Annotated in this window: 20 protein-coding genes; 16 read left to right on the forward strand and 4 right to left on the reverse strand. The window is 54.0% G+C overall.

Annotation, left to right across the window (positions count from 1 at the left end; all coding sequences use genetic code 11):
* The first annotated feature begins 70 nt into the window (after positions 1–70).
* The 3 genes from KJW29_RS01605 (at position 71) to KJW29_RS01615 (ending at position 2,568) form a co-directional block, all read left to right on the forward strand.
* Complete coding sequence (locus KJW29_RS01605; protein ID WP_281426371.1) at positions 71–637, forward strand: Uma2 family endonuclease; 567 nt, start codon at positions 71–73, stop codon at positions 635–637.
* A gap of 181 nt (positions 638–818) precedes the next feature.
* The gene (lipA, locus tag KJW29_RS01610; RefSeq protein ID WP_214628504.1) at positions 819–1,805 is read left to right on the forward strand and encodes a lipoyl synthase; all 987 of its coding nucleotides are present in this window, start codon (positions 819–821) and stop codon (positions 1,803–1,805) included.
* A gap of 40 nt (positions 1,806–1,845) precedes the next feature.
* Entirely contained in the window at positions 1,846–2,568 is a 723-nt protein-coding gene (locus tag KJW29_RS01615; protein WP_246608542.1) for a YutD family protein, read from the forward strand.
* A gap of 57 nt (positions 2,569–2,625) precedes the next feature.
* Here the strand turns inward: KJW29_RS01615 and KJW29_RS01620 are convergent, their stop codons facing one another.
* Entirely contained in the window at positions 2,626–3,417 is a 792-nt protein-coding gene (locus KJW29_RS01620) for an NAD kinase (protein WP_087570856.1), read from the reverse strand.
* A gap of 96 nt (positions 3,418–3,513) precedes the next feature.
* On the reverse strand, positions 3,514–4,680 hold the full coding sequence (locus KJW29_RS01625; RefSeq protein WP_214628505.1) for a nucleoside recognition domain-containing protein: 1,167 nt from the start codon (positions 4,678–4,680) through the stop codon (positions 3,514–3,516).
* A 399-nt stretch (positions 4,681–5,079) separates the two neighbouring features.
* Here KJW29_RS01625 and KJW29_RS01630 point away from each other — a divergent pair, with 399 nt between their 5' ends.
* Both KJW29_RS01630 and KJW29_RS01635 read left to right on the forward strand, forming a co-directional pair.
* Entirely contained in the window at positions 5,080–5,469 is a 390-nt protein-coding gene (locus KJW29_RS01630; protein WP_214628506.1) for a globin domain-containing protein, read from the forward strand.
* 6 nt (positions 5,470–5,475) lie between these two features.
* Positions 5,476–6,168, forward strand: a complete 693-nt coding sequence (locus KJW29_RS01635) for a DUF2225 domain-containing protein (RefSeq protein WP_214628507.1) — start codon at positions 5,476–5,478, stop codon at positions 6,166–6,168.
* A 52-nt stretch (positions 6,169–6,220) separates the two neighbouring features.
* On the opposite strand, the gene KJW29_RS01640 is transcribed toward KJW29_RS01635, so the two are convergent.
* Positions 6,221–6,463 (reverse strand): hypothetical protein, encoded by a 243-nt coding sequence (locus tag KJW29_RS01640; RefSeq protein ID WP_214630949.1) that lies wholly within the window; start codon positions 6,461–6,463, stop codon positions 6,221–6,223.
* Positions 6,463–6,627: a YycC family protein gene (locus KJW29_RS01645; RefSeq protein ID WP_108991911.1), complete on the reverse strand. Its 165-nt coding sequence runs from the start codon at positions 6,625–6,627 to the stop codon at positions 6,463–6,465. Before KJW29_RS01645 ends, KJW29_RS01640 begins: the two co-directional genes overlap by 1 nt.
* A gap of 242 nt (positions 6,628–6,869) precedes the next feature.
* On the opposite strand from KJW29_RS01645, the gene KJW29_RS01650 reads away from it, so the two are divergent.
* From KJW29_RS01650 to KJW29_RS01700, 11 genes are all read left to right on the forward strand, one after another.
* A complete protein-coding gene (locus KJW29_RS01650) occupies positions 6,870–7,541 on the forward strand; it encodes a response regulator transcription factor (RefSeq protein ID WP_214628508.1) in 672 nt (223 codons plus the stop codon).
* Positions 7,542–7,651: 110 nt separating this feature from the next.
* On the forward strand, positions 7,652–9,643 hold the full coding sequence (locus KJW29_RS01655) for a sensor histidine kinase (protein ID WP_214628509.1): 1,992 nt from the start codon (positions 7,652–7,654) through the stop codon (positions 9,641–9,643).
* 28 nt (positions 9,644–9,671) lie between these two features.
* Positions 9,672–9,815, forward strand: a complete 144-nt coding sequence (locus tag KJW29_RS01660; protein ID WP_214628510.1) for a hypothetical protein — start codon at positions 9,672–9,674, stop codon at positions 9,813–9,815.
* A gap of 74 nt (positions 9,816–9,889) precedes the next feature.
* Positions 9,890–13,270: a glycoside hydrolase family 44 protein gene (locus KJW29_RS01665; RefSeq protein WP_214628511.1), complete on the forward strand. Its 3,381-nt coding sequence runs from the start codon at positions 9,890–9,892 to the stop codon at positions 13,268–13,270.
* Positions 13,271–13,289: 19 nt separating this feature from the next.
* A complete protein-coding gene (locus tag KJW29_RS01670; RefSeq protein WP_214628512.1) occupies positions 13,290–14,522 on the forward strand; it encodes an NAD(P)/FAD-dependent oxidoreductase in 1,233 nt (410 codons plus the stop codon).
* An 832-nt stretch (positions 14,523–15,354) separates the two neighbouring features.
* Positions 15,355–16,011 carry a helix-turn-helix transcriptional regulator gene (locus KJW29_RS01675; RefSeq protein WP_343222824.1) on the forward strand — a complete coding sequence of 219 codons (657 nt, stop codon included), beginning with the start codon at positions 15,355–15,357 and terminating at the stop codon, positions 16,009–16,011.
* Positions 16,008–16,808: a pyruvate, water dikinase regulatory protein gene (locus KJW29_RS01680; protein ID WP_214628513.1), complete on the forward strand. Its 801-nt coding sequence runs from the start codon at positions 16,008–16,010 to the stop codon at positions 16,806–16,808. The genes KJW29_RS01675 and KJW29_RS01680 overlap by 4 nt, the downstream gene beginning before the upstream one ends.
* Positions 16,809–16,844: 36 nt before the next feature.
* Positions 16,845–17,243: a nucleoside-diphosphate kinase gene (gene ndk, locus KJW29_RS01685; protein WP_214628514.1), complete on the forward strand. Its 399-nt coding sequence runs from the start codon at positions 16,845–16,847 to the stop codon at positions 17,241–17,243.
* A 178-nt stretch (positions 17,244–17,421) separates the two neighbouring features.
* Entirely contained in the window at positions 17,422–18,588 is a 1,167-nt protein-coding gene (locus KJW29_RS01690; RefSeq protein ID WP_214628515.1) for a P-loop NTPase family protein, read from the forward strand.
* Complete coding sequence (locus KJW29_RS01695) at positions 18,575–19,798, forward strand: TadA family conjugal transfer-associated ATPase (RefSeq protein WP_214628516.1); 1,224 nt, start codon at positions 18,575–18,577, stop codon at positions 19,796–19,798. Before KJW29_RS01690 ends, KJW29_RS01695 begins: the two co-directional genes overlap by 14 nt.
* A gap of 116 nt (positions 19,799–19,914) precedes the next feature.
* The gene (locus KJW29_RS01700) at positions 19,915–20,655 is read left to right on the forward strand and encodes a type II secretion system F family protein (RefSeq protein ID WP_214628517.1); all 741 of its coding nucleotides are present in this window, start codon (positions 19,915–19,917) and stop codon (positions 20,653–20,655) included.
* The last annotated feature ends 5 nt before the right edge of the window (positions 20,656–20,660 follow it).

Here is a 20,660-nt window from a genome sequence, read left to right on the forward strand (position 1 = left end):
GTGTGGTATAATGGCGAAAAATGACTTGGGAGGCTGATGGATCATATATGGCGAGCCGAAGGATAAACCGCTGCTCTGGAAGGAATCCGGCTGGACGGTCGAGGATTATTACAAGCTGCCGGAGGACGGCAATCAGTACGAAATCGTCGGGGGCATTTTAGAGCTTAAGCCTTCCCCAACAACGACCCATCAGCGGATCAGTCATCAATTAGAGCGTGTCATAACAGACTCTTGCGAGCTGGAGTATATCATATTGGACTCCCCTATCGACGTTATTTTATCGGAGAGCGAGACCAGACAGCCGGATATTCTTATGATTCACAGAAGCAGGGAACATATTATTGAAGAACACGCCATTGTAGGTCAGCCAGATCTTGTGGTCGAGATTCTGTCGCCGAACAGCGCGAAGCGCGACCGGACGATGAAGAAGGAATCCTACGCAAGATTCGGCGTCCCGGAATACGGGATTGCCGATCCAGCCAATTTGACGATCGAGCAATACGTGCTGAAAGAGCCGGGCAAGCCTTACGTTCTGCAGCAAGTATTTGGACACGATGATACCGTGACTTCGGAGCGGATCCCATGCGTGTCATTTTCTGTAGATCATGTGCTGAAGCTGGACAAGGGCAGACCTTAACGATATACAAAACGGAAGGAATCGCCGCCGACTTATATCGTTTTGCGATGGATCGCATTCGTATTAACTATGAATCAACGATCAATCTTGGAATGCTTGTCATTACTTTTTGCCAGCAGAGCGTGTTATAATAATGGCAATGCCGTAAACTTATAACGTAACGTGAAAGCAGGGAATGGATATGAGCGAACGCAACAAACGCGAGAAATTGCCAAAGCCGGACTGGCTTCGCATAAAATTAACGACCGATGGCAACTATGCCGAAATTAAAAATATGATGCGGAACAAGACGCTGCATACCGTGTGCGAAGAAGCGCGTTGCCCGAATATTTACGAATGCTGGTCGAACAGGACCGCTACGTTTATGATTCTTGGCGATATTTGCACGCGTGCATGCCGATTCTGCGCGGTCAAGACGGGTATGCCGACTGAGCTGGATCTGCAAGAGCCTGAGCGCGTTGCGGAAGCGGCGGAGCAGATGGGGCTGATGCACTGTGTCGTAACATCCGTAGCACGCGACGATCTAGCCGATGGCGGCGCGTCCATCTTTGCGGCCACAATTTCGGCTATCCGCAAGCGGCTGCCGTTCTGCCGGGTTGAAGTGCTTATTCCGGATTTTATGGGCAATTGGGATGCCCTGCAAGTTGTTATGGATGCCAATCCGGATATCTTGAATCATAATATCGAAACCGTAGCAAGGCTGTCGGATCGCGTCCGCGCGAAGGCGAAATACAAACGTTCTCTGGAGTTGCTGCGCCGGGCCAAAGAGATGAAGCCGAAGATTCCGACGAAGTCCAGCATCATGCTGGGCGTTGGAGAGCAGTATGACGAGATTATTCAGGCGATGGACGATCTCCGCGCCGTGGATTGCAATATTCTGACGCTGGGCCAATACCTGCAGCCTACGCCTAAGCATATGCCAATCGAACGTTATGTTCATCCAGACGAATTCGCCCAGCTTAAGATCGAGGGCAAAAATCGCGGTTTCCGCCATGTCGAATCGGGACCGCTCGTACGCAGCTCGTATCATGCGCACGAACAGACGGATTCCGCTCATGCGGCAATCGCCGCAGAAGAGAAGGGCCAGGCTTTGGAAGACAATATGGGACTGGGTCTGGATTCCTCATCGGGTTCCTGCGCAAGCGCAGCTTCGGGAGCGCTGGCCTGAGCCAATTAATCGTTAATCGACGCTGAAGCGGGGGGTAACAATGGCATTGATTCATATCGGGGGCAAATCGTACGAGCTCATGCACGAAAATCGCAATGGGTGGAATCCCGAGGCGTTTCGTAACAGGTATAGCGAAGTATTAGAGCGTTACGATTATATTATCGGCGACTGGGGTTACAACCAGCTCCGATTAAAGGGTTTCTTCCGCGATGGCCATCAGAAGGCGGCCAAGGAGAGCAGCTTTTCGGGCGTATCCGATTACATTAATGAATATTGCAATTTCGGCTGCGCGTATTTCGTTCTGGAGAAGAAGCAAGGGGGTAATCACGAGCCGGATGCGGATGATCTGGATCTTAACGTGGATCCCGAGGCTCCAAGGCTGGCGGGCTACGATCTTCGTGCAGCGGTGGAATCCGCAGCTGCTTCTTCTACTTCGGAGGCCGATCAGAGTCATGAGATGGACAGACAGGTCCCTGTGAGAAAGGATCAGCATGGCGGAGCCCGGCATCGGAGTCATAATGGCCACAACAATCACCATGGCCAAGGCGGCAAGGGACAGCCTTCATCCCGCGGAGGACAAGGGCAGGAGAAGGATTCTTCTACCGAGCCGGGAGAGAACAAGCGCCGTGACCGCGATCAGTCCTTTAGGAAAAACAATCGCAATCGGCCTAACGATCACCGCGGCAAGAAGCCGGTTAAGGTTGCTGGGAGCGAATCAGCCGTTATATCGGAAGGCCAGAACCACAAGCCGCAGCAGCCATAGAATAAAAAGATAAAAAGACGCCGGGTATCTCCTCGAAGGAGAGTACCCGGCGTCTTTTTAAGTCATGTCTATAAACGCTTCGCGTACGCGGTTCCAGAAGGTGAAGGCGCGGTATCGCGGGAACGTCACCTTGCGAGTCGATACGCTGCAACGGATGGAGCGAATGTCGCTGTGCATCATGTTGACGTGGTCCACGCTGAGTTGAATTCGCTGCTCCTTCTTGGATATGATGTCGCAATGATGGTGCTTGGGCAGCATGACGGAGGAGCCGAGCGTCCGGAATACCCGATTATTGATGGAAGCAATCTCCGCAATCTGAAGCGATTCGATGGACGGATGGACGATGGCGCCGCCCAAGCTCTTGTTATAAGCAGTGCTGCCGGATGGGGTTGAGATGACGATGCCATCGCCCCGGAACATCTCGAACAGCTCGTCGTTAATATTGATTTGCGCGACGAGGGTGCCGTCTACGCCCTTCAAGGTAAATTCGTTAAGCGCTACGTAATGAAGCGTCTCGGTGTTTGTTTCCACCTCGATCTGAGCAAGGGGATAACGAACGAGCCTGGGAGTCTCCTCCGCCATTAATCTGACGAGCTCCTCGATTTCATCCGCGTTCCAGTCTGCGTAGAAGCCGAGGTGCCCTGTATGTATGCCGATGAAGGCGACGTCCGCGATATGATCCACGTGCTTGTGGAAAGCCTGGAGCAGAGTGCCGTCTCCGCCGATGGAGATGACGAATTCGGGTCTCTCTTCATCCAGGACGAACCCTCTTGCGGCGGCAAGTGCATGGAATTGTTGGACCAGCGATTTGGATAAAGGGTCCCCTCTGTCGATTACGGCGTATTTCAAGTCGCGTTCTCCTTCCGAACTGTCAGTACTTTGATGATAGCGGAAATCGCCCTTTATTTCAACGATATGACAGGTTATTCGAGATGATTCGCCGCGTTAAAGCGAGGGGCCGAGGAAACCCCAAAGCAGATAGACCATAATGGCCGCCAGGAATGCATGGAGCAATCGCGCTATAAGGAACGGCCGGTACCTCATGGTTGTCCGGCTTACGAGGCTGGCAACCTGTGCATGAACCGATAGTCCCGCCCAGGATAACACCCAGGCCGCGATCGCGGCCTGATGCAGCAGACCGGTTCCGGCCATGCCTGCCGCACGCGCGCCGAGCGTCACTTCGAATAAACCGTAGACGACTGCGTCCGCGAGGGCGGGAGGCAGACCTGCCAGTCCCAGGACAAGTCGGAGCCCTTCGGACAGCGCGGAGACAAGTCCCGCATGCGTAAGCATCTCCATCACAACCGAAAAAAACACGACGAGTCCGCCTACGACGATCATCAGCTTGAGCGCGGATTGCACGGCATCCTGCAGCAGTCTGCCCATGTCGCGGCCGTCGAGCAGACGAGCCTCATGCATAGCGTGAAGGGCAGAATAGAATCGGCTTCTTTGCCTTGTCTTCCCTCCTGCGACAGAAACAGAGGGCGACGGATCTGAATCTCCCCTTGCGGATGAAGAGGACGTAGAAGCGGAGACGATGGGTTTCTCGGCGTAGGGCTCGGATGACCCATGGCGCTTGCTGCCGATCTCCTCGCTCCTGCCGTGAAACCGCATGAGCAAGCCGACCGCGAAGCCGCTGCCGTAATGCGCGGCCGCAAGCACCGGCGCCAAGGCGACATTATGGAAGAAGCCGACCGATACGGCCCCTATGAGGAAGATGGGATCCGAGGTCGTCGTGAATGCGACAAGACGCTCGCCTTCGATGCGCGTAATAAGTCTCTGTTCCCAAAGTTGGGAGGTTAATCTTGCTCCGACCGGGTAGCCTGACATATACCCCATCGCAACGACGAATCCCCCAATGCCGGGAAGTCGGAACAAAGGGCGCATCAGCGGATCCAGCAGCTTGCCAAGAAAGTGAACGATACCCAGTCCAAGCAGCACCTCGGAAATCACGAAGAAGGGGAAAAGGGCAGGGAACAGCACTTGCCACCAAATCGACAAGCCACGCAGGGAGGCATATATAGTTTCGTTGGGAAAGACGGCCATGAGCAACGCGATGAACAAGGCTGACATCGCGGTCAAGGACAGCGGGTGGATCATTGAGCGCAGCATCGTGTGTCTCCTTCCGACGGGAGAGCCTGTACGGACTCCATACCTACATATATGTTAGGAGTGGGACATCCATAACTATTGCAGAATGTTACAGGAATATTACAGTTTGTAAACGCTTGCGATTTTGGTTTTAAACAGCGTTTTTTATGGTACAATAGAATCATCCTGACACGCTTGGAGTGATGATCATGAGTATTATCGCCGGCATTCTCGTCTGCGCTTTTGTCTACGTCATCAGGGAGTCCATTGCGGCACCGGCAGAAGAAGAGTACGAATCGTATCAATGAGATGCTGATCCACATAAGTCTTAAGTCCCGCGGACGCGGGCTTTTTTTTGTCCTTTTTTATTTTTGATGTGTTATAATACTAATTACCTACAGTTTGGAGATGGTTTTGACGATGAAGAGGAATATTAGCCTCTATGAGGCGGTAGGCGAAGCAGAAGGTATTAGGACTATAGTCGAGTTGTTTTACCCCAAGGTGCAGGCCCATCCACTGATAGGACCGCTATTTCCGGAGGATATTAATCCCGTCATAGACAAGCAGTATATGTTTTTATCCCAATTTCTCGGGGGCCCAAGCCTGTATTCCGATGAGCACGGCCATCCGATGATGCGAGCAAGGCATATGCCATTTCCTATTACACGTCGCCATGCGGAAGCGTGGCTGAGCTGCATGCGCAGCGCGCTGGAAGAAGCCGGACATACGCAAGAGCTGCGGGATTTACTGATCGAGAGGCTGTCGGGACCCGCGTATCATTTTGTAAACACATCAGAAGAGGAGACGTGAATTCTCATGGAACCGCTATATGAATCCAAGGTAACTTGCATTTGCTGTGAAACGACTTATACAACATCCAGAGTTCGACCGAGTTTCAAGAGGGCATCTCGCATGGATTCAGATTTCTGCGGTTATTACGAGAAGGGCGTCAACCCGGACTTTTATGTCGTAAAAGTATGTCCGAGCTGTGGTTATGCATCGACGGATAATGGCTTTGAGCGTCTAAGCGACAAGCAGAGGAAAAGCTATTACGATGTAATCGGATCGAACTGGAAGGGACTTCAATACAGCGGTGAACGGACCGGCAGACAAGCGATGGAGACGTACAAGCTGGCTTTGCTGGCTGCGCAGGCTACAGGAGCTCCTGACCGTATTCTGTCGGGCTTGCTGCATCACATCGCGTGGTTATACCGTTACGAGGGGAACGTCGCGCAGGAGAAGAGGTTCCTCGCATTCGCGCTGGAATCCTACATCAAGGTGTACGAGTTGGAAGGCAACAGCCTGAACAATGCCAGACTGATGTTTCTAATCGGAGAGCTGAACCGGAGAATCGGAGAGTGGAACGAAGCGGTTAAGTGGTTCTCGCGCGTCGTCAGCGACAAACGAATTATGGACGCTGCCATGATTCGGGCATGCCGGGAGCAATGGCAGCTTATTCGCGAGGAGATGGGGCAGCATGACGGAATCAAATCCGAGGCGGTTGTATAGACAACCACGGCAGCGGCTTCATCGCCTTAGCTGCGGAGACAGCCTTGCGCCGTCAGGACCCTGATCGGCGCAAGGGACTGTCCGCGAGCAAGTAGTCTCTGTCCGCGTCAATAATGGTCATGCTGCCATGGCAGCAAGGAAGGATCATCAGCCTTTTTTTGCCGTCGCGTATGAGCGGCAGTTCGCTTGGCTTAAGCAGCAGCAGCACGTTCTCGGCGTCGCAGAACGGACATTCGGCAACATACAGGTCGCCCATCATGTTCTCGTAGGGCCATGTGTTCTCAAACGGAATCATCACTGCGGCTTGGTCTCTCCTTTGTCCGCTTCGGACTTGGCCAGCTCGGCAAGCTTCTGCAGCAAGATATGCCTTGGCATATGCATCAGATTCTCGATCGGGACATTTAGCTCCTTGGATAGCTTTATCGCCGTGTCAGGTGATATTTGCAATGGTTTAGACATAGTTTTATTTATCCTCCAATTTGATATATTACTGTTATACACCGACGGGCATGCTTCTAGCAAATGAATTGCAGAGGCCGCCCGTTTTTTTTGTGTTCAATAGGATGATCCTGCGAACGGGGTGTCATCGTTTTTGTCATGCCTGTCATGGAATGTTGGAATCCTCTATACGATTTCCCATGTGTTTGCTACACTTTTGAGAATAGCATCGAACAAGGAAACGATAAGAGGTGACTGAGCCCGTGATATCCATTATGATCGTCGACGACCAGCGTTTGCTGAGAGAAGGGCTGCAGACGATACTTCAATCGGAAGAAGATTTGGACATCGTCGGCTTATGCGAGAACGGAATGCAAGCAGTGGAGCTGGCGTCGCGGCAGCAGCCGGATGTTGTGCTTATGGATATTAAGATGCCCGTCATGGACGGCATCGAAGCGATGAAAAGATTGAAGCGCGAACATCCTTCCATAGTGGTGCTTATGCTGACGACCTTCGCCGAAGACCGCTTCATCATCGACGCGATGGCCGGCGGAGCGGATGGCTTTCTCCTCAAGGACATGCCGTCCAAAAAAATCGTGCAGACGATACACGAGGCAATGAGCGGCGCCGTTATGCTTCCGGCGCCTATCGCCTCGAAGCTGGCCGCCAAGCTGTCCGTCTTGTCGGACAGCAGAGCGGACTCATTCGACGAAGACAAGCTCAAGGCGAGCGGATATTCGTTCACGGAGCGAGAACGCAAGATCATTATGCTTATGATCGACGGGTACAGCAATAAGCAGATATCCTCCGGCTTGTTCATGAGCGAAGGAACCGTAAGAAACTATATTAGCGTCATCTACAACAAGCTCGGTACGAGCGATCGTCAGGCAGCCGTTGCGCTGCTAAGGAAAATGCTGCTTGAGGATTCGTACTGAATGTTGACGCAAAGCGACAAGCAAACCGTTTATTGCGGCTGCGCGCCCAATCGCAACTCGCTCAGGTCAAGAAGGGCGGCAAAAAACGCCGCATAAGGAGCTAACTTTGCATGCAATTACTAAGGCAACGTCTATCCTTTCTGCCATGGCTGCTTGTTTGCGCCGTTGTCATAGGCACATTCCTGCCCATGGTGCTATTGAGCCAGTCGAGCCGGATTGATGGGGGAAGAGAACCTTTCACTGTACTGTCTCTGCACTGGGAGGTCGCTTTCGGGGAGTCATCGCCGGAGAAGGCCGAGTGGGTGCCATTTGATGAAGCCGCCAAAGCCAAGCTCGACAATTATGAAGGCACGGTGCTGTTGCAGCGGCCCTTGCCCGATCTGCATTGGAACAATCCCTATCTGTACTTCTCGATGATGAATAGATTCGAAGCATTCCTGGATGGCGAATCTATCTACCGGTTCAATATGGATGGCAAACTTCGTTATATGAGTCCCACGCGAATGATACATGCGGCAAGCATACCATCGGATACTCCCGGCAGGCATCTGCTTATTCGGGCGGAATGGGAAAAGGCAGGGTTGCTGGGACACGACCTCGTCATGATGGGCGAGCTGGATCAAATTTTATTCATCTCCATTGTGTCGGAGCTCGCATTCATCGTATATTCCATGCTGGGAACTGCGGCCGGAGTTACGGGACTCGTGCTGTTTCTCAGAAGGAGGGAGCGTATCTACGGGTGGTTCTCGCTCTTCTGCCTGGCTTCCAGCTGGGGGCTGCTGCTAACTTGCCGTACTCTGCAATGGTTCGTTCCTATGAGCAGTGCCTACCATTGGGGGCTGCTGCTCACTCCATTAGCGATTTGGGCGTGCATGGGGTTCTATACGAATGCGCTTAACGCTGGAAGCTTCCGTTATGTCAAGTTCGCGCATTATGCGATGGGTTTTTATTCGGCTGCAGCGATCTTGATCGCGGCTGCTGCACCAAGCATCTTCCACCAATGGGTCGGGATGGGCGAACTCTTTATTGCGCTCGTCGGCTTCGGCACGGTGACTTATGCACTGGCGCGTCATGCTTACGGATCGCGAGGGGAAACGACACGGCTGGAGAAACGCTGGCTGCTGCGCGGGTATTGGACGTTTACGATGGGGTCGATCGTCAGTATTATTGCGTTTATCTTCCCCCTGCCGCTAACGAGACTTATGATGGAGTTCCCCTATCTGTACAGGGTGGTGGAGGGCATGCTGCCCAATGTATTTTTTTTGTTTCTGATCTGTACGGTCATGGTCATCGTGGTCCGCGTGCGTCAGGTGCATTTGGAGTCGGAGTGCAACGCGGCTGAGCTGCTGGTGAAGAACAGGGAGTTGGAGCAATTCCATCGTAATCTGGAGAAGCTGGTGGATACCCGAACCTCCGAGCTGGAGCGGGCGAACCGGACGCTTGCCGTTACATTGCGGGAGAAGGCGGAGACGCTCGCGGAGATCTCGGTGCTTGAGGAGCGCAATCGTATCGCTTATGAAATGCACGACGTCGTTGGTCATACGTTAACCGCCGCAATCGTTCAGTTGGAGGCGACCCGCAAGCTGACCGACCGGCAAGGCGGAGTTCCTCAAGAAAAGCTGGATTTGCTTGATGAGTTGGTGCGCAAAGGGTTAAACGATATCCGCAAGACGGTTCGGCTGATGAAGTCGGACGAAGAACAGCCGCTGTCGCTGGAGGCTTCTCTTCGCGAACTCATTCAGTATGCGGAGGACACGATGGAGGTTAAGGTGGAGAGCGATATTTCGCTGCCTCGCGAGCTGTCGCTGGGCAAAGTAACGGAAGGAGTTTTATGCCATGCGCTGCAAGAGGGACTGACGAACGGCATTCGCCATGGCCGAAGCTATCGCTTCCGCTTCCGTATCGCGTGCGAGGAGAACGAGCTCCGGTTCTGCCTCTCCAACGATGGCGAGCCTTACGAACAGAGCACCCCGGGCTTCGGGCTCAGCTCCATGATGGAACGGGTGGAGCTGCTCGGGGGCAGCGTGTCTGTACGGGCATCCGCTGGTGCGGACCGCTTGCCTGCAGGATGCGAACTCGTCATTACCATTCCTCTGAGCTGATTTTGGGCTGGTTGGAGCATGTTAAATAATGTTTGATGTTGACGACAGCCGCTGGCTGGCTTCCCGGGATGGGATGCCGACCGGCGGCTGTTGCGCGTTTAGGAGAGTGATCGAGACTCGGCATAGCAAGCCACTTCGTGACACGTATGACAAAAACGATGACGGATTGTAACTACTGGGATTCCGGCGATTCTTTTACACTGTGATTGATCAATCCAAGACTTGCCAGTGAAAAGGAGAATGAACATGGAAAGAGGCATAAGAACCAAAGGGATCAGGGCCATCGCGCTTGCGTTAATGGCGGCGCTGCTGCTGGCGCAGATGGCTATACCGGGAAGTCGAACCTTCGGCTCGGGGAAGGCCTTAACCGTATTTGACGATCGTTTGGGAGAGGGATTTAGCAATAACAGCTGGTCTGGCGTCAATCTGGAAGAGACGGGAACGGTACGGGAAGGGTCTAGATCGATCCGGTTTTCGGCTGGCCATGGAGAGGCGGTCTACCTTTACAAGGATCGAATCATGAATGCCAGCGAATTCGAGGAATTTAGCTTCTGGGTGCATGGCGGCGGAAGCGAGGGGGCGGCGTTCAAGCTCGTATTTACTCTGGGCGGCGGAAGCATCGCCGAGATGGATTCCGCCAATTTGCTGCCGGAAGGTGTGCCAGGGAACGAATGGGCCAAGGTTACTGTGCCGCTCGCGGCTTCGGGCGTAACAGGCTGGATGGACGGCATTTTGATCTGGGGCGGGGGAGCGCAGAGTCCGATTTACTTGGACAGCATGGCTTTCACCGGCACGGGCACTGGCGGCGGAGGACAACAGACGGGTCAAGAACCCGGCGGCGGAACTGGAGGTGGAGAACCTGGCGGGGAAGAGCCGGGGCCGGTGGAGCCTGTCGAGCCCATTCAGGGGGTCTATCTCTATGATGATAGGCTGGCCGACTTCATGGTGAACTACAGCTGGGGCGAGGTTGTACTGGAGCAGCAAAAGGTCAGACGCACGGGCGAAAACGCTATTCGGTTTGTCCCGGACGGAGATCGGGCTCTGTACCTGTACAGCGGCAATTTGCTGACGGTCAACGAATATGAGAAGCTGCGCTTCTATGTTAACGGCGGCGCGGAGGGCGGCCAGTCCGTTAAGCTGGCGCTAACGGCAGGAGGAGTGGCGGCGGCCGAATATCCTCTGGAACGCTGGATTCCGGAGGGCATTCCGGCGAATGCCTGGACAGCGGTGGAGATTGATCTGGCGGAATTGCAGCTGGAGCACCGCCTGTTCGACGGCTTCCGTCTGACAGGAGGAATTGCAGGGGGGCAGCCGGCCGTGTATATCGACGACATTGGCGTCACGTCAAGGCAAGCGGCGCAGGCCGTTGTGGCCGAACTGCGGCTGAGTCATCCTCAAGTCGTGATGATGCCTGGCGAAGAACGCCAAATCCATGCCGAGACCTTCTCCATTTCCGGCGACACGTCGATCGTGACGGATGACGCGGAATGGTCCGTTGATCGACCGGATCTCATGACAATCGACAATGGCAAGCTGACGGCGCTGGGTGAAGGCATTGTAAAGGTGAGCGCAAACTATCGGACTTTTACGGCCGAAGGTTATGTGCAGATTACCGAAGTCGAGTCGCGGCCCTTGTATACAGATGGATTGGCAGAGGGATACCGCAACTACAGCTGGCATGAAAAGGACTTCGCCAATACGGAGCAAACGCATAGCGGCAGCCGTTCGATCAAATTCGAGCCGGACGGCTGGGACGGCGTCTGGATCAATCGCGAGCAGAAGCTGAACATGGAGCAGTATTACGGCTTCGAATTTTGGCTGCATGGCGGCGAAGAAGGCGGGCAGGCGCTTATGTTCCATGTATACGACGGCGGACAGTCGCGAGGCGTCGTACATCTGGGAGAATTGCTGCCGGACGGCGTTCTGACAGCGGGGCAATGGACGAAGGTGACGGTGAACCTGGCAGATCTGGGACTGGATTCCGGCACGTTTGACGGTCTTATCCTGCAAGCGGCCACCGAAGCCGACCAAGGAACGGTTTATATCGATGATATCGCGCTGCTGGCCAATCCGAATCCGGGACAATTGCCGGAGCCGGAATTGCCGCGCATCTCGATAGACATCGACCAGTCCTCGGAGCGCAAGCCGATCAGCAACGATATCTACGGCATTAATTTTGATGATAATTATCCAACGGACTCTGCGCTGTCCTTCCCGATCGAACGGTGGGGCGGCAACCAAACGACGCGATACAACTGGCAGCTTGATACGGCTAACCGCGCGGACGACTGGTTCTATATCAACTACCCTTATGACAACGACGAACCAGAACTGCTGCCTCATGGCTCGACCTCGGACAAATTTATCGATCGGGTGCTGGGACGAGGCGATAATGTGCTCATTACCGTACCTACCATCGGCTGGACGCCGAAAGACAGGACGGTGAGCTATGGGTTCTCGCAGCATCTGTACGGCAATCAGATTCGCTGGTCTCCCGATCTGCGGGATGCGGGCAATGGCGTGTTGGCAAGCGGAGAGCATGTCACGGGCAACGATCCTGGCGATACGTCCGTTCAGGTAGGACCGGAATTCGCGACAGGCTGGATTAACCACATCGCGGGCCGCACGGATGACAAAGTGCGCATGTATGCCCTCGACAACGAACCGGAAATTTGGCATGTGACGCATCGCGACGTGCATCCCGAGGCTCCGACCTATGACGAGCTGTGGGACAAAACGGTGCAATACGGCTCGGCGATCAAGGCAGCCGATCCCGATTCGTTGTTGTTCGGCCCGGTAGCATGGGGCTGGTGCGGCTACTTCTATTCCTCCGCGGATATGTGCGCGGACGGTCCGGACCGTCAGGCTCACGGCGGCAAGCCGTTCCTGGAGTGGTATCTCGATCAGGTTAAGCAGCACGAAGCGGATACAGGGACAAGATTGATCGATTATCTCGACATTCACTACTATTCGCAGGAGCAGGCCGTGCCTTCCGAGGACGAAAGCCCTCTTGCGGCCAAACGGCGCTTCCAGGCGCTTAAGACGCTGTACGACGATAATTTCGTGGATCAATCCTGGATCCAGCAGCCCGTTCGCCTTATACCGCGGATGAAGGAGATTATTGCGGGAAGCATGCCGGACTTGAAGCTGGCGATTACGGAATACAACTTCGGCAATGGAGTGGGCATCACGGCCGGTCTCGCGCAGGCAGAGGCGCTTGCCATCTTCGGCAGGGAAGGCGTTGATCTGGCTACGCGCTTTGGCAACTTCCGCGCAGGCACGCCGATCGAAGATGCGTTCAAGCTGTATTTGGACTACGACGGCAAAGGCTCCTCCATTCAAGGCAGCAGCGTAAAGACAGGTTCTTCTTTGTACGATGCCGTAGGCGCGTACACGATTGAAGGGGAGGATGGCAAAACCTATATGCTGCTTTTTAACAAAGACACCTTGTCGAGAGATATCGAGCTGAATACCGGCATCAGCACAGGAGCCCAGGGCGAAATCTATTCCTTCAGCGCTTCTCAGAGGCTCGGCAAAACGGGAGATATTGTGATCGGCGGAGAAGGCATGCTGTCTCTGAAGCTGCCAAAGCGGTCCGCCACGCTGATTGTCATTGAACCATCCTGATCAGAAGGAGAGCGATATCATGCAAGCATACGATGTCATTATTGCGGGGGCCCGAGTAGCGGGCTCCACGCTCGCCTACGAGCTGTCCAAGTCAGGTTATAGCGTTCTGTTGCTCGACAAGGCGACGTTTCCGAGCGATACGTTGTCCACGCATAATTTTCTGACGCACGGCATGGCGATGCTGGAGGAGATGGGGGTGCTGGATTCGTTGCTCGCATCGGGCACGCCGACCTACAGCCGAGCTGTCATTCAGTTCGATGATGCCGTTATCGACGGCCAGTTCCCGGAGGTGAAGGGACGTCACGACTGTCTTTGTATCAGAAGGACGGTACTGGACGATGTTTTGTTCCGCCATGCTTCGAACAGGCCGCGAGTATCCACGCTGGAGGGTTTCCGAGTGACGGGGCTTCTGTGGGAAGGCGGTGCGGTTGCCGGCGTGGAAGGAGTTACTCGCGCAGGAGAGCGCATGAAGTTTCCCGCCAAGCTGGTGGTCGGAGCCGACGGACGCAACTCCGCGGTCAGAAAGCTGGCAGGAGCCGAGACGCTGATCTCCGTGCCCACCGATTTCGCTTCATACATCGGCTATTACGAGAACTATCGGCAGGAAGGCGAATTACACACCGAGCTGTACAAGGTCGGCGACAAGCTGGGAATCGTGTTCCCGACCGGCGACGGTCTGCATGTGGTGGGGATCATGTTCCCGCTTGCCGACGAATACTGGATGTCACGATTTAGGCAAGCGCCCGGGGAAGCGATGAGCGCAATCGTTCTCGACAGCTTCCAGGGCACGGCGATAGGGGGCAGGCTTCCTAAAGCATCGCTTCACGGACACGTGAAGGGGCTGCTGGGTTATGACAATGACTGGCATCGAGGCATGGGAGAAGGATGGGCGCTTGTCGGAGATGCGCTCACTTTTAAGGATCCCGCCGTTGGGCAAGGGATGCCGGATGCCATGCTCAGCGCGCGCCTTTTGGCGGGAGTGCTAAATGGGTATGAGGGCCGCTGGGAGGGACATTGGGACGTTATGTCGGAAGCTTACCAGAAGCAGACGGAGGAGGCCATGATGTCCCGCTTCCGTATGGCGTGCCAATTCACCAAAAACGTGCCGTTTACGCCGGAGGAGCATGATGTGAACGGGCTGATCGCTGCCAATCCCGATGCGACCGCGGCATTCCTCGGCATTTATAATCATGCGGTGGAGCCGGAACAGTTCCAGGGACATGTGATGCGGTTAATAGAGCAGAATCGATGAAACGCAAGTGGGTTTATATTTTGAAGATAAGCGTAGACATTACGATAGTTGAATTTGCATAGTGCTGGGCGTTTACGCCTCTGGAGCTGCTCGATTGAGAGCGGGGCCGGGGGCGTTTTTGTGTTTCAACCATAGGAAAACATCCTTCACATTGAAAAATCTAACAGACACCATCGACGCTATTTGTCCGATTTTCGACCTCTCCCCAATCTAAAGGACAGGAACGACGTTATTTGATCATTATGGAGCCAACTTGCTCAATGATAATTCCAATAAGGTCGTATAGGAGGACGTCGATTCATTGTGTGCAAAACTGGAAATTAAGCTGCAATCAATCGCCGGCAACCTGTTAACGGAAATGAGGGCCCTTATATCGAGCGATTGGCGTGATTTTAAAATCCAACGGAACTCTGCGACGTTATTCGTGAGAAATCCAGGCAAATCGCGAGCTTTTGCCCATCATAAGGGCTGTCAGTTCCATTAGATTTGCGAAGTGCGGCTTTTTGCTGAAATAACGCCTCTCATTTCCGTTGCAGTTCAGTTGCTCCCGTTCATTTCTTTCCGGACACTCGCCCACAATTTCACCTTTGCACAATTAAATAGATAACCTCTTTATGTCCTTTAGATTTTCGAAAACCTAAATAATCGAAGAAAAACGTCATTTATGTCCAATAGGCGGTGAGTGATGGGACGTTTTTGGGGTTTTTGAATCACCTTCAGGTGATTTTGTTCCTCGTATTGTGCGGTAAAAGAATATATGATATATTATTTCAAGTTAATTAAGACACAAATATAGTTAATGTGACTCATAATAGGGAAGAAGGGGAGAACGATTCAGCTTACTTCCAGACAGTTAGAGCTTCTGGATCTCGTCAAAAAACATTCGCCTGTTACAGGCGAACAGCTTGCGGAATATTTGGGCGTGAGCCGGCCGACGCTTCGATCGGACTTGTCGCTGCTTGTCATGCTGGGCATGCTGGACGCGAAGCCCAAGGTTGGTTATTTCCTCGGAAATACGTTAAGGACGGCCGGAGAACCGCTGCCGAGATTCAACTCGATGAAGGTGAAGGACGTGCAAGGGGTGCCGGTAAATATTCCGGATACGTTATCCGTTCACGATGCCGTCATTATGTTGTTCACGGAGAATGCGGACACGCTTCTCGTTGTTACGGAGAACAAGCGGTTTGCGGGCATCATTACCCCCAAGGATCTGCTAAAGATCACGCTTGGCAATGCCGGTGCGGCCTCTATTCCCGTCAGCATGGTCATGACGCGATATCCAAATATCGTGACGCTGTCGCCGGACGATTCTGTGCTCGACGCCATTCGCAAAATGTCGCTTCATCAAGTGGACTGCCTGCCCGTTACCGTCGAATCGGATGATGGCGCAGGACAACCAATCGTAACGGGCTGGGTGTCCAAATCGAATATTATTCGCTTGATGGCGGAACACGCGACATCTCAGGAATTGGGGGAGCCTGGTTTATGAAGCAACCATACATCTATGTCTGTTCGGACGCGGTGGGGGAGACGGCGGAAGCTGTTGCCAAGGCGACGCTCAGACAATTTTCGACCGAACATGTCAAAATAAAACGTTACGCACATATTCGCACGGAAGACGAAATATTGCGTATTATTGCGGAAGCCTCGCTGACGGGCGGCTTTATCAGCTACACGCTCGTGCAGCCGGAGCTGCGGGAGCTGATGCGGGAGGAAGCGGTGAAGGTGGGCATCCGCGCGGTCGATGTCATGGGCCCTATGATGCAGGCGTATGTCGACACCTTCAACGATCTTCCGCGCAGGCAGCCTGGGCTGCTCCACTCGATCGACGCAGAATATCATAAGCGGATGGAAGCCATTGAATTTGCAGTCAAATACGACGACGGCAAGGACGTATTCGGTCTGACGCAAGCGCAGGTTATTCTCATCGGAGTGTCGCGTACCTCGAAGACGCCGCTTAGCGTATTCCTGTCGCACAAAGGCATCAAAGTGGCAAACCTGCCCCTTATGCCGGAGGTGACGCCGCCCGAGGAGCTGAGGCAGGGGCCGGGGAGAATCATTGTGGGGCTTACCATGCAGCCGGATCATCTGCTGCATATTCGCACAGAGCGGCTAAAGGCGCTGGGCTTGCCGTCTACGGCGCAATATGCCTCGCCGGATCGGATTCGGGAGGAACTGGATTATGCGGCTGGCGTTATGGAGTCGCTGGATTGCCCGATCATCGATGTGACGAACAGAGCCATCGAAGAGACGGCCGGCATTATTTATGAATGGCTTGCGAAATAAATGTCAATACCTATGAATAAAGATGGAGGGGTAGCAATGGATCGAACATTTGTGATGGTAAAGCCGGATGGAGTTGCCCGTGGATTGACGGGTCATATTGTTTCGAGATTCGAGGAGAAAGGGTTCAAGCTGGCCGCGGCGAAGCTTATGCAACTGGATCGTATGGTGGCCGAAGAGCATTACGATCATCTGCGCTCGAAAGTATTTTTCGATGAGCTGGTAGATTTTATTACATCCGGTCCCGTATTCGCGATGGTGCTCGAAGGGAAGGACGCGGTTAAAAACGCGCGGTCGCTTATCGGCGCCACCAATCCTTCCGATGCGCTGCCGGGCACGATCCGCGGCGATTACGCTATTGATGTGGCCAGCAATATTGTCCATGGCTCCGATAGCGAGGATAACGCGGAAAGAGAGATCAGCCTCTATTTTCATTGATCATAAAAATGAAAATAGTTGACGTATCACACTAGTATATGGTAGATTCTTAATCAAAGTTCAATACCACCAGCGGAAGCACCGCAATGTTGCAGCAATAGGCTGCATGCATTGCGGTGCTTTTTGTGTTGCAGCGGAGTTTTGGCGGTGATAGCGCTGGAGAAGAGGAGAGGATGGGATGAACAAGCTGCAATTGGCCGTTGCGGTCAAGGAGAAGGAGTATCTCAGAAGGCTCGCTGACTACATCAGAGGGAGCGTCTATGCGGCGAGATGGCAGATAACGGCATTCACGAGCGTTAACTCGTGCAAGCGGTATATGAAGCAGGGCTTCAGTATCGACATCATCGTCGCGGAGCGGGAGTTCGCGGATGAGTTGCGTCGCTCAGCGCAAGGCGTGCCGGTTGTTTTGCTGAGCGATCGACCGGCTTCTGGCGAAGGAGAACTGGAACTGTATCGTTACCAAGCGCTTCCGCAGTTGATGAATGCACTGGAGAGAATATGTATCGACGGTGCAGGAATAGAGCGTTCAGTTAGTCTGGCAGCTAATGGCTTGAGGGGCTTGGCGGGAACGGAGCGAACGCTTGTCGCAGCCGTGCATTCGGCAGCAGGCGGCGTTGGCAAGACGACGGTTGCGCTCCATCTTGCGGCTGCGGCCGGAGCCGCTGGCATGCGTGCTTGTTATGTCAATCTGGAATGCTGGGACACCACACGGGTCTGGTTTGGAGACGGCAGACGGGAGGAAGCTGGCGCGGGTCTATCCGATCTTCTTTATCTTGTGAAGTCGGGCAATGCCGTGACACGCGAACAGTTGGAGAGCTCTCGCAGGTACAACGCCGTGCTGAAGTGCGATTATATGCCCGGTTTCGCCAATCCGGAGGACAGGCTGACGCTAGGCGGCGAGGATTATGCCGGGCTTGCTGCGGCAATATCATCGAGCGGAGGCTATGATCTGCTTGTTCTGGATATGGATGCCGGATGGTCGGAAGCGCAAGTTTCATTGTTGCGGAAGGTCGATCTCGTCTACGAAGTCGTAAGGAATGATCGTTCTGTTATCGACAAGCAGCGGCAGGCCATGTCCTACTTTCGGCAAGATTCAGAGGGACGTTGCGGAGACCTGTGGAAGAGATGTCTTCTCGTATGCAATGGCGGCTCGCGAGCAGTAGAAGCCGACGCGTTCGGGGGAATGACAGGACTGCTAAAGGAATCTTCCGCATGGCTGCCAGAGGTGCCGGAATGGCGCTCACAGGGCTGCTCGCCCCTTGCATCCTCGTCTTATCTGGCCGCAGCCAGTCTGCTGGTAAAACGATTGATGTCAGAGGGAGATCGCAGACGTGCCGCCGGATGAAAGTATTGCGGAGCTGCGCAGCCGTATTAGAGCATCGATCGACTTCACCGCTTCCATTACGGATGAAGAATTGCTTCGCAAAACCGAAAGCGTCGTTTTTGAGTGGCCTGAGAGCCGATTCCTTTCCGCGGCGGACAAGGTCAAGCTGGTCAAGCGGCTCTACCATTCCTTTCGCGGACTTGATCTGCTGCAGCCGCTGATGGAGGATCCGCTCGTCAACGAAATCATGATCAATGGCCATAAGGATATTTTCGTAGAGCGGCAAGGGGAGATGACGAAGCTGCGGGAGAGCTTCGAAAGCGAGGAGCGGCTTCAGGATCTCATTCAGCGTATCGTGGCAGGGGTCAATCGGATCGTAAACGAATCCTCGCCCATAGTAGACGCAAGGCTGCCCGACGGCTCGCGTGTTCATGTCGTGCTGCCGCCAGTCTCGCTCAGCGGTCCATGTGTGACGATCCGAAAGTTCCCGGAACGCCCCATGAGCATGAAGGAACTGGTAGAGAAGGAGTCTCTTACGACGGAAGCGGCTTTTTTCCTGCAAGAGCTGGTAGAGGCCAAATACAACATCTTTATTAGCGGAGGCACCGGCACGGGCAAGACCACATTCCTTAACGCCTTGTCGCAACATATTCCGAGCGAGGAGCGGATCATCACAATCGAGGATTCCGCCGAGCTGCAGATCGCTTCGGTGCCTAATCTGGTCTCGATGGAGACAAAAAATTCGAATACGGAAGGGAAAGGAAGCGTCACGATTAGGGAGCTTATACGCGCATCGCTGCGCATGAGGCCGAACCGAATCATTGTAGGCGAGGTTCGCGGCGAGGAGGCCATCGATATGCTGCAGGCACTCAACACCGGGCATGAGGGTTCTATCTCCACCGGTCACGGAAACAGCGCGCTGGATATGATGGGACGCTTGGAGACGATGGTGCTTGGCGCCGCCGAGCTGCCTCTGCCCGTCATTCGGGGGCAAATCGCTTCCGCGATTGACATCGTCATTCATCTAAGCCGCGGCAGAGACCGCAGACGCCGCGTGATGGAAATTTGCGAGATGGGTGGCGTCGAGGAGGGCAGAATTACATTAAATCCACTATTCGTAAGAGGGGAACCTGAGGAAGGCGCATCTGCCGGACATTTGTTGCGGACGGAAGTTCCGCTTGCGAGGACGAATAAGCTCAGGGCCGCAGGGAAGGAGGCGGGTCTGATCTGAGTATATCGGCGAGAAGCAAACCCCGGAATCTAGTTAATAAGATCATGAGCTGGTGCGGATGGAGGGACGCCAGCGCGCGCGAACAAGAATGGAATCAACACGATAGAAGGACGATTATGACGGATTATACGGAATACGAGATGAACAGAAGGGAGGTAGTAACGTCCGTCCTTGGAGGTTCGGCTATGCTGTTCGTCGCTTTATATTTGTTTTATCATTCCGTACTTTTATCCCTGATAGGAGCTTTGGCTGGTGCCGCGGCTCCAAGATGGCGGCGCGGCTTCCTGCTTCGCAGGCGGAGAGAACGGTTGAAGATGCAATTCAAGGAGCTGTTGTTTTCCTTAACGTCTTCGCTCGCCGCGGGACGTTCGGCAGAGAATGCGTTCCGGGCTGCTTGGGAGGATTTAAGTCTGCTTTATACCGAGCCGAACGCGGATATTCTGAGAGAGCTGCGAGTAATCGGCCATCTGTTGGATCAATCGATTCCGCTTGACGAAGCTGTCCGAGACTTCGCGAGGCGTGCCGGCATCGACGAAATAACGATGTTCGGCGATACGCTGAACGCATGCAAACGATCCGGCGGCGATCTGCTGGAGGTTATGAGACGAACGTCGTCGATGATTGGCGAGAAGATGAGCGTCGACGGAGAGATTGCCGTGCTGCTGGCGCAGAAGCGATTCGAGGCGCGGATCATGATGGCGGTTCCTTTTGTTTTTCTCGGTTTTCTGGGATGGGCTGCTCCTGATTATATGGCCCCGCTGTACAGCGGCTTCGGGTATGTTCTCTTAACGATTGCATTGCTGCTGTTAGGCGGATGCTTCTGGCTTATACATCGTATTATGTCTATCGAAATGTAAGGAGT

The sequence above is a fragment of the Paenibacillus agaridevorans genome (genome assembly GCF_018604145.1).
GTDB lineage: Bacteria > Bacillota > Bacilli > Paenibacillales > Paenibacillaceae > Pristimantibacillus > Pristimantibacillus agaridevorans.

Coding starts and splice junctions, on each gene's coding strand:
- KJW29_RS01615 (WP_246608542.1), top strand. CDS start 1,846: ATGGCATTGATTCATATCGGGGGCAAATCGTACGAGCTCATGCACGAA.
- KJW29_RS01625 (WP_214628505.1), bottom strand. CDS start 4,680: ATGCTGCGCTCAATGATCCACCCGCTGTCCTTGACCGCGATGTCAGCC.
- ndk (WP_214628514.1), top strand. CDS start 16,845: ATGGATCGAACATTTGTGATGGTAAAGCCGGATGGAGTTGCCCGTGGA.
- KJW29_RS01700 (WP_214628517.1), top strand. CDS start 19,915: ATGACGGATTATACGGAATACGAGATGAACAGAAGGGAGGTAGTAACG.
- KJW29_RS01690 (WP_214628515.1), top strand. CDS start 17,422: ATGAACAAGCTGCAATTGGCCGTTGCGGTCAAGGAGAAGGAGTATCTC.
- KJW29_RS01640 (WP_214630949.1), bottom strand. CDS start 6,463: ATGATTCCGTTTGAGAACACATGGCCCTACGAGAACATGATGGGCGAC.
- KJW29_RS01670 (WP_214628512.1), top strand. CDS start 13,290: ATGCAAGCATACGATGTCATTATTGCGGGGGCCCGAGTAGCGGGCTCC.
- KJW29_RS01680 (WP_214628513.1), top strand. CDS start 16,008: ATGAAGCAACCATACATCTATGTCTGTTCGGACGCGGTGGGGGAGACG.
- KJW29_RS01645 (WP_108991911.1), bottom strand. CDS start 6,627: ATGTCTAAACCATTGCAAATATCACCTGACACGGCGATAAAGCTATCC.
- KJW29_RS01660 (WP_214628510.1), top strand. CDS start 9,672: ATGTTTGATGTTGACGACAGCCGCTGGCTGGCTTCCCGGGATGGGATG.
- KJW29_RS01635 (WP_214628507.1), top strand. CDS start 5,476: ATGGAACCGCTATATGAATCCAAGGTAACTTGCATTTGCTGTGAAACG.
- lipA (WP_214628504.1), top strand. CDS start 819: ATGAGCGAACGCAACAAACGCGAGAAATTGCCAAAGCCGGACTGGCTT.
- KJW29_RS01665 (WP_214628511.1), top strand. CDS start 9,890: ATGGAAAGAGGCATAAGAACCAAAGGGATCAGGGCCATCGCGCTTGCG.
- KJW29_RS01630 (WP_214628506.1), top strand. CDS start 5,080: ATGAAGAGGAATATTAGCCTCTATGAGGCGGTAGGCGAAGCAGAAGGT.
- KJW29_RS01655 (WP_214628509.1), top strand. CDS start 7,652: ATGCAATTACTAAGGCAACGTCTATCCTTTCTGCCATGGCTGCTTGTT.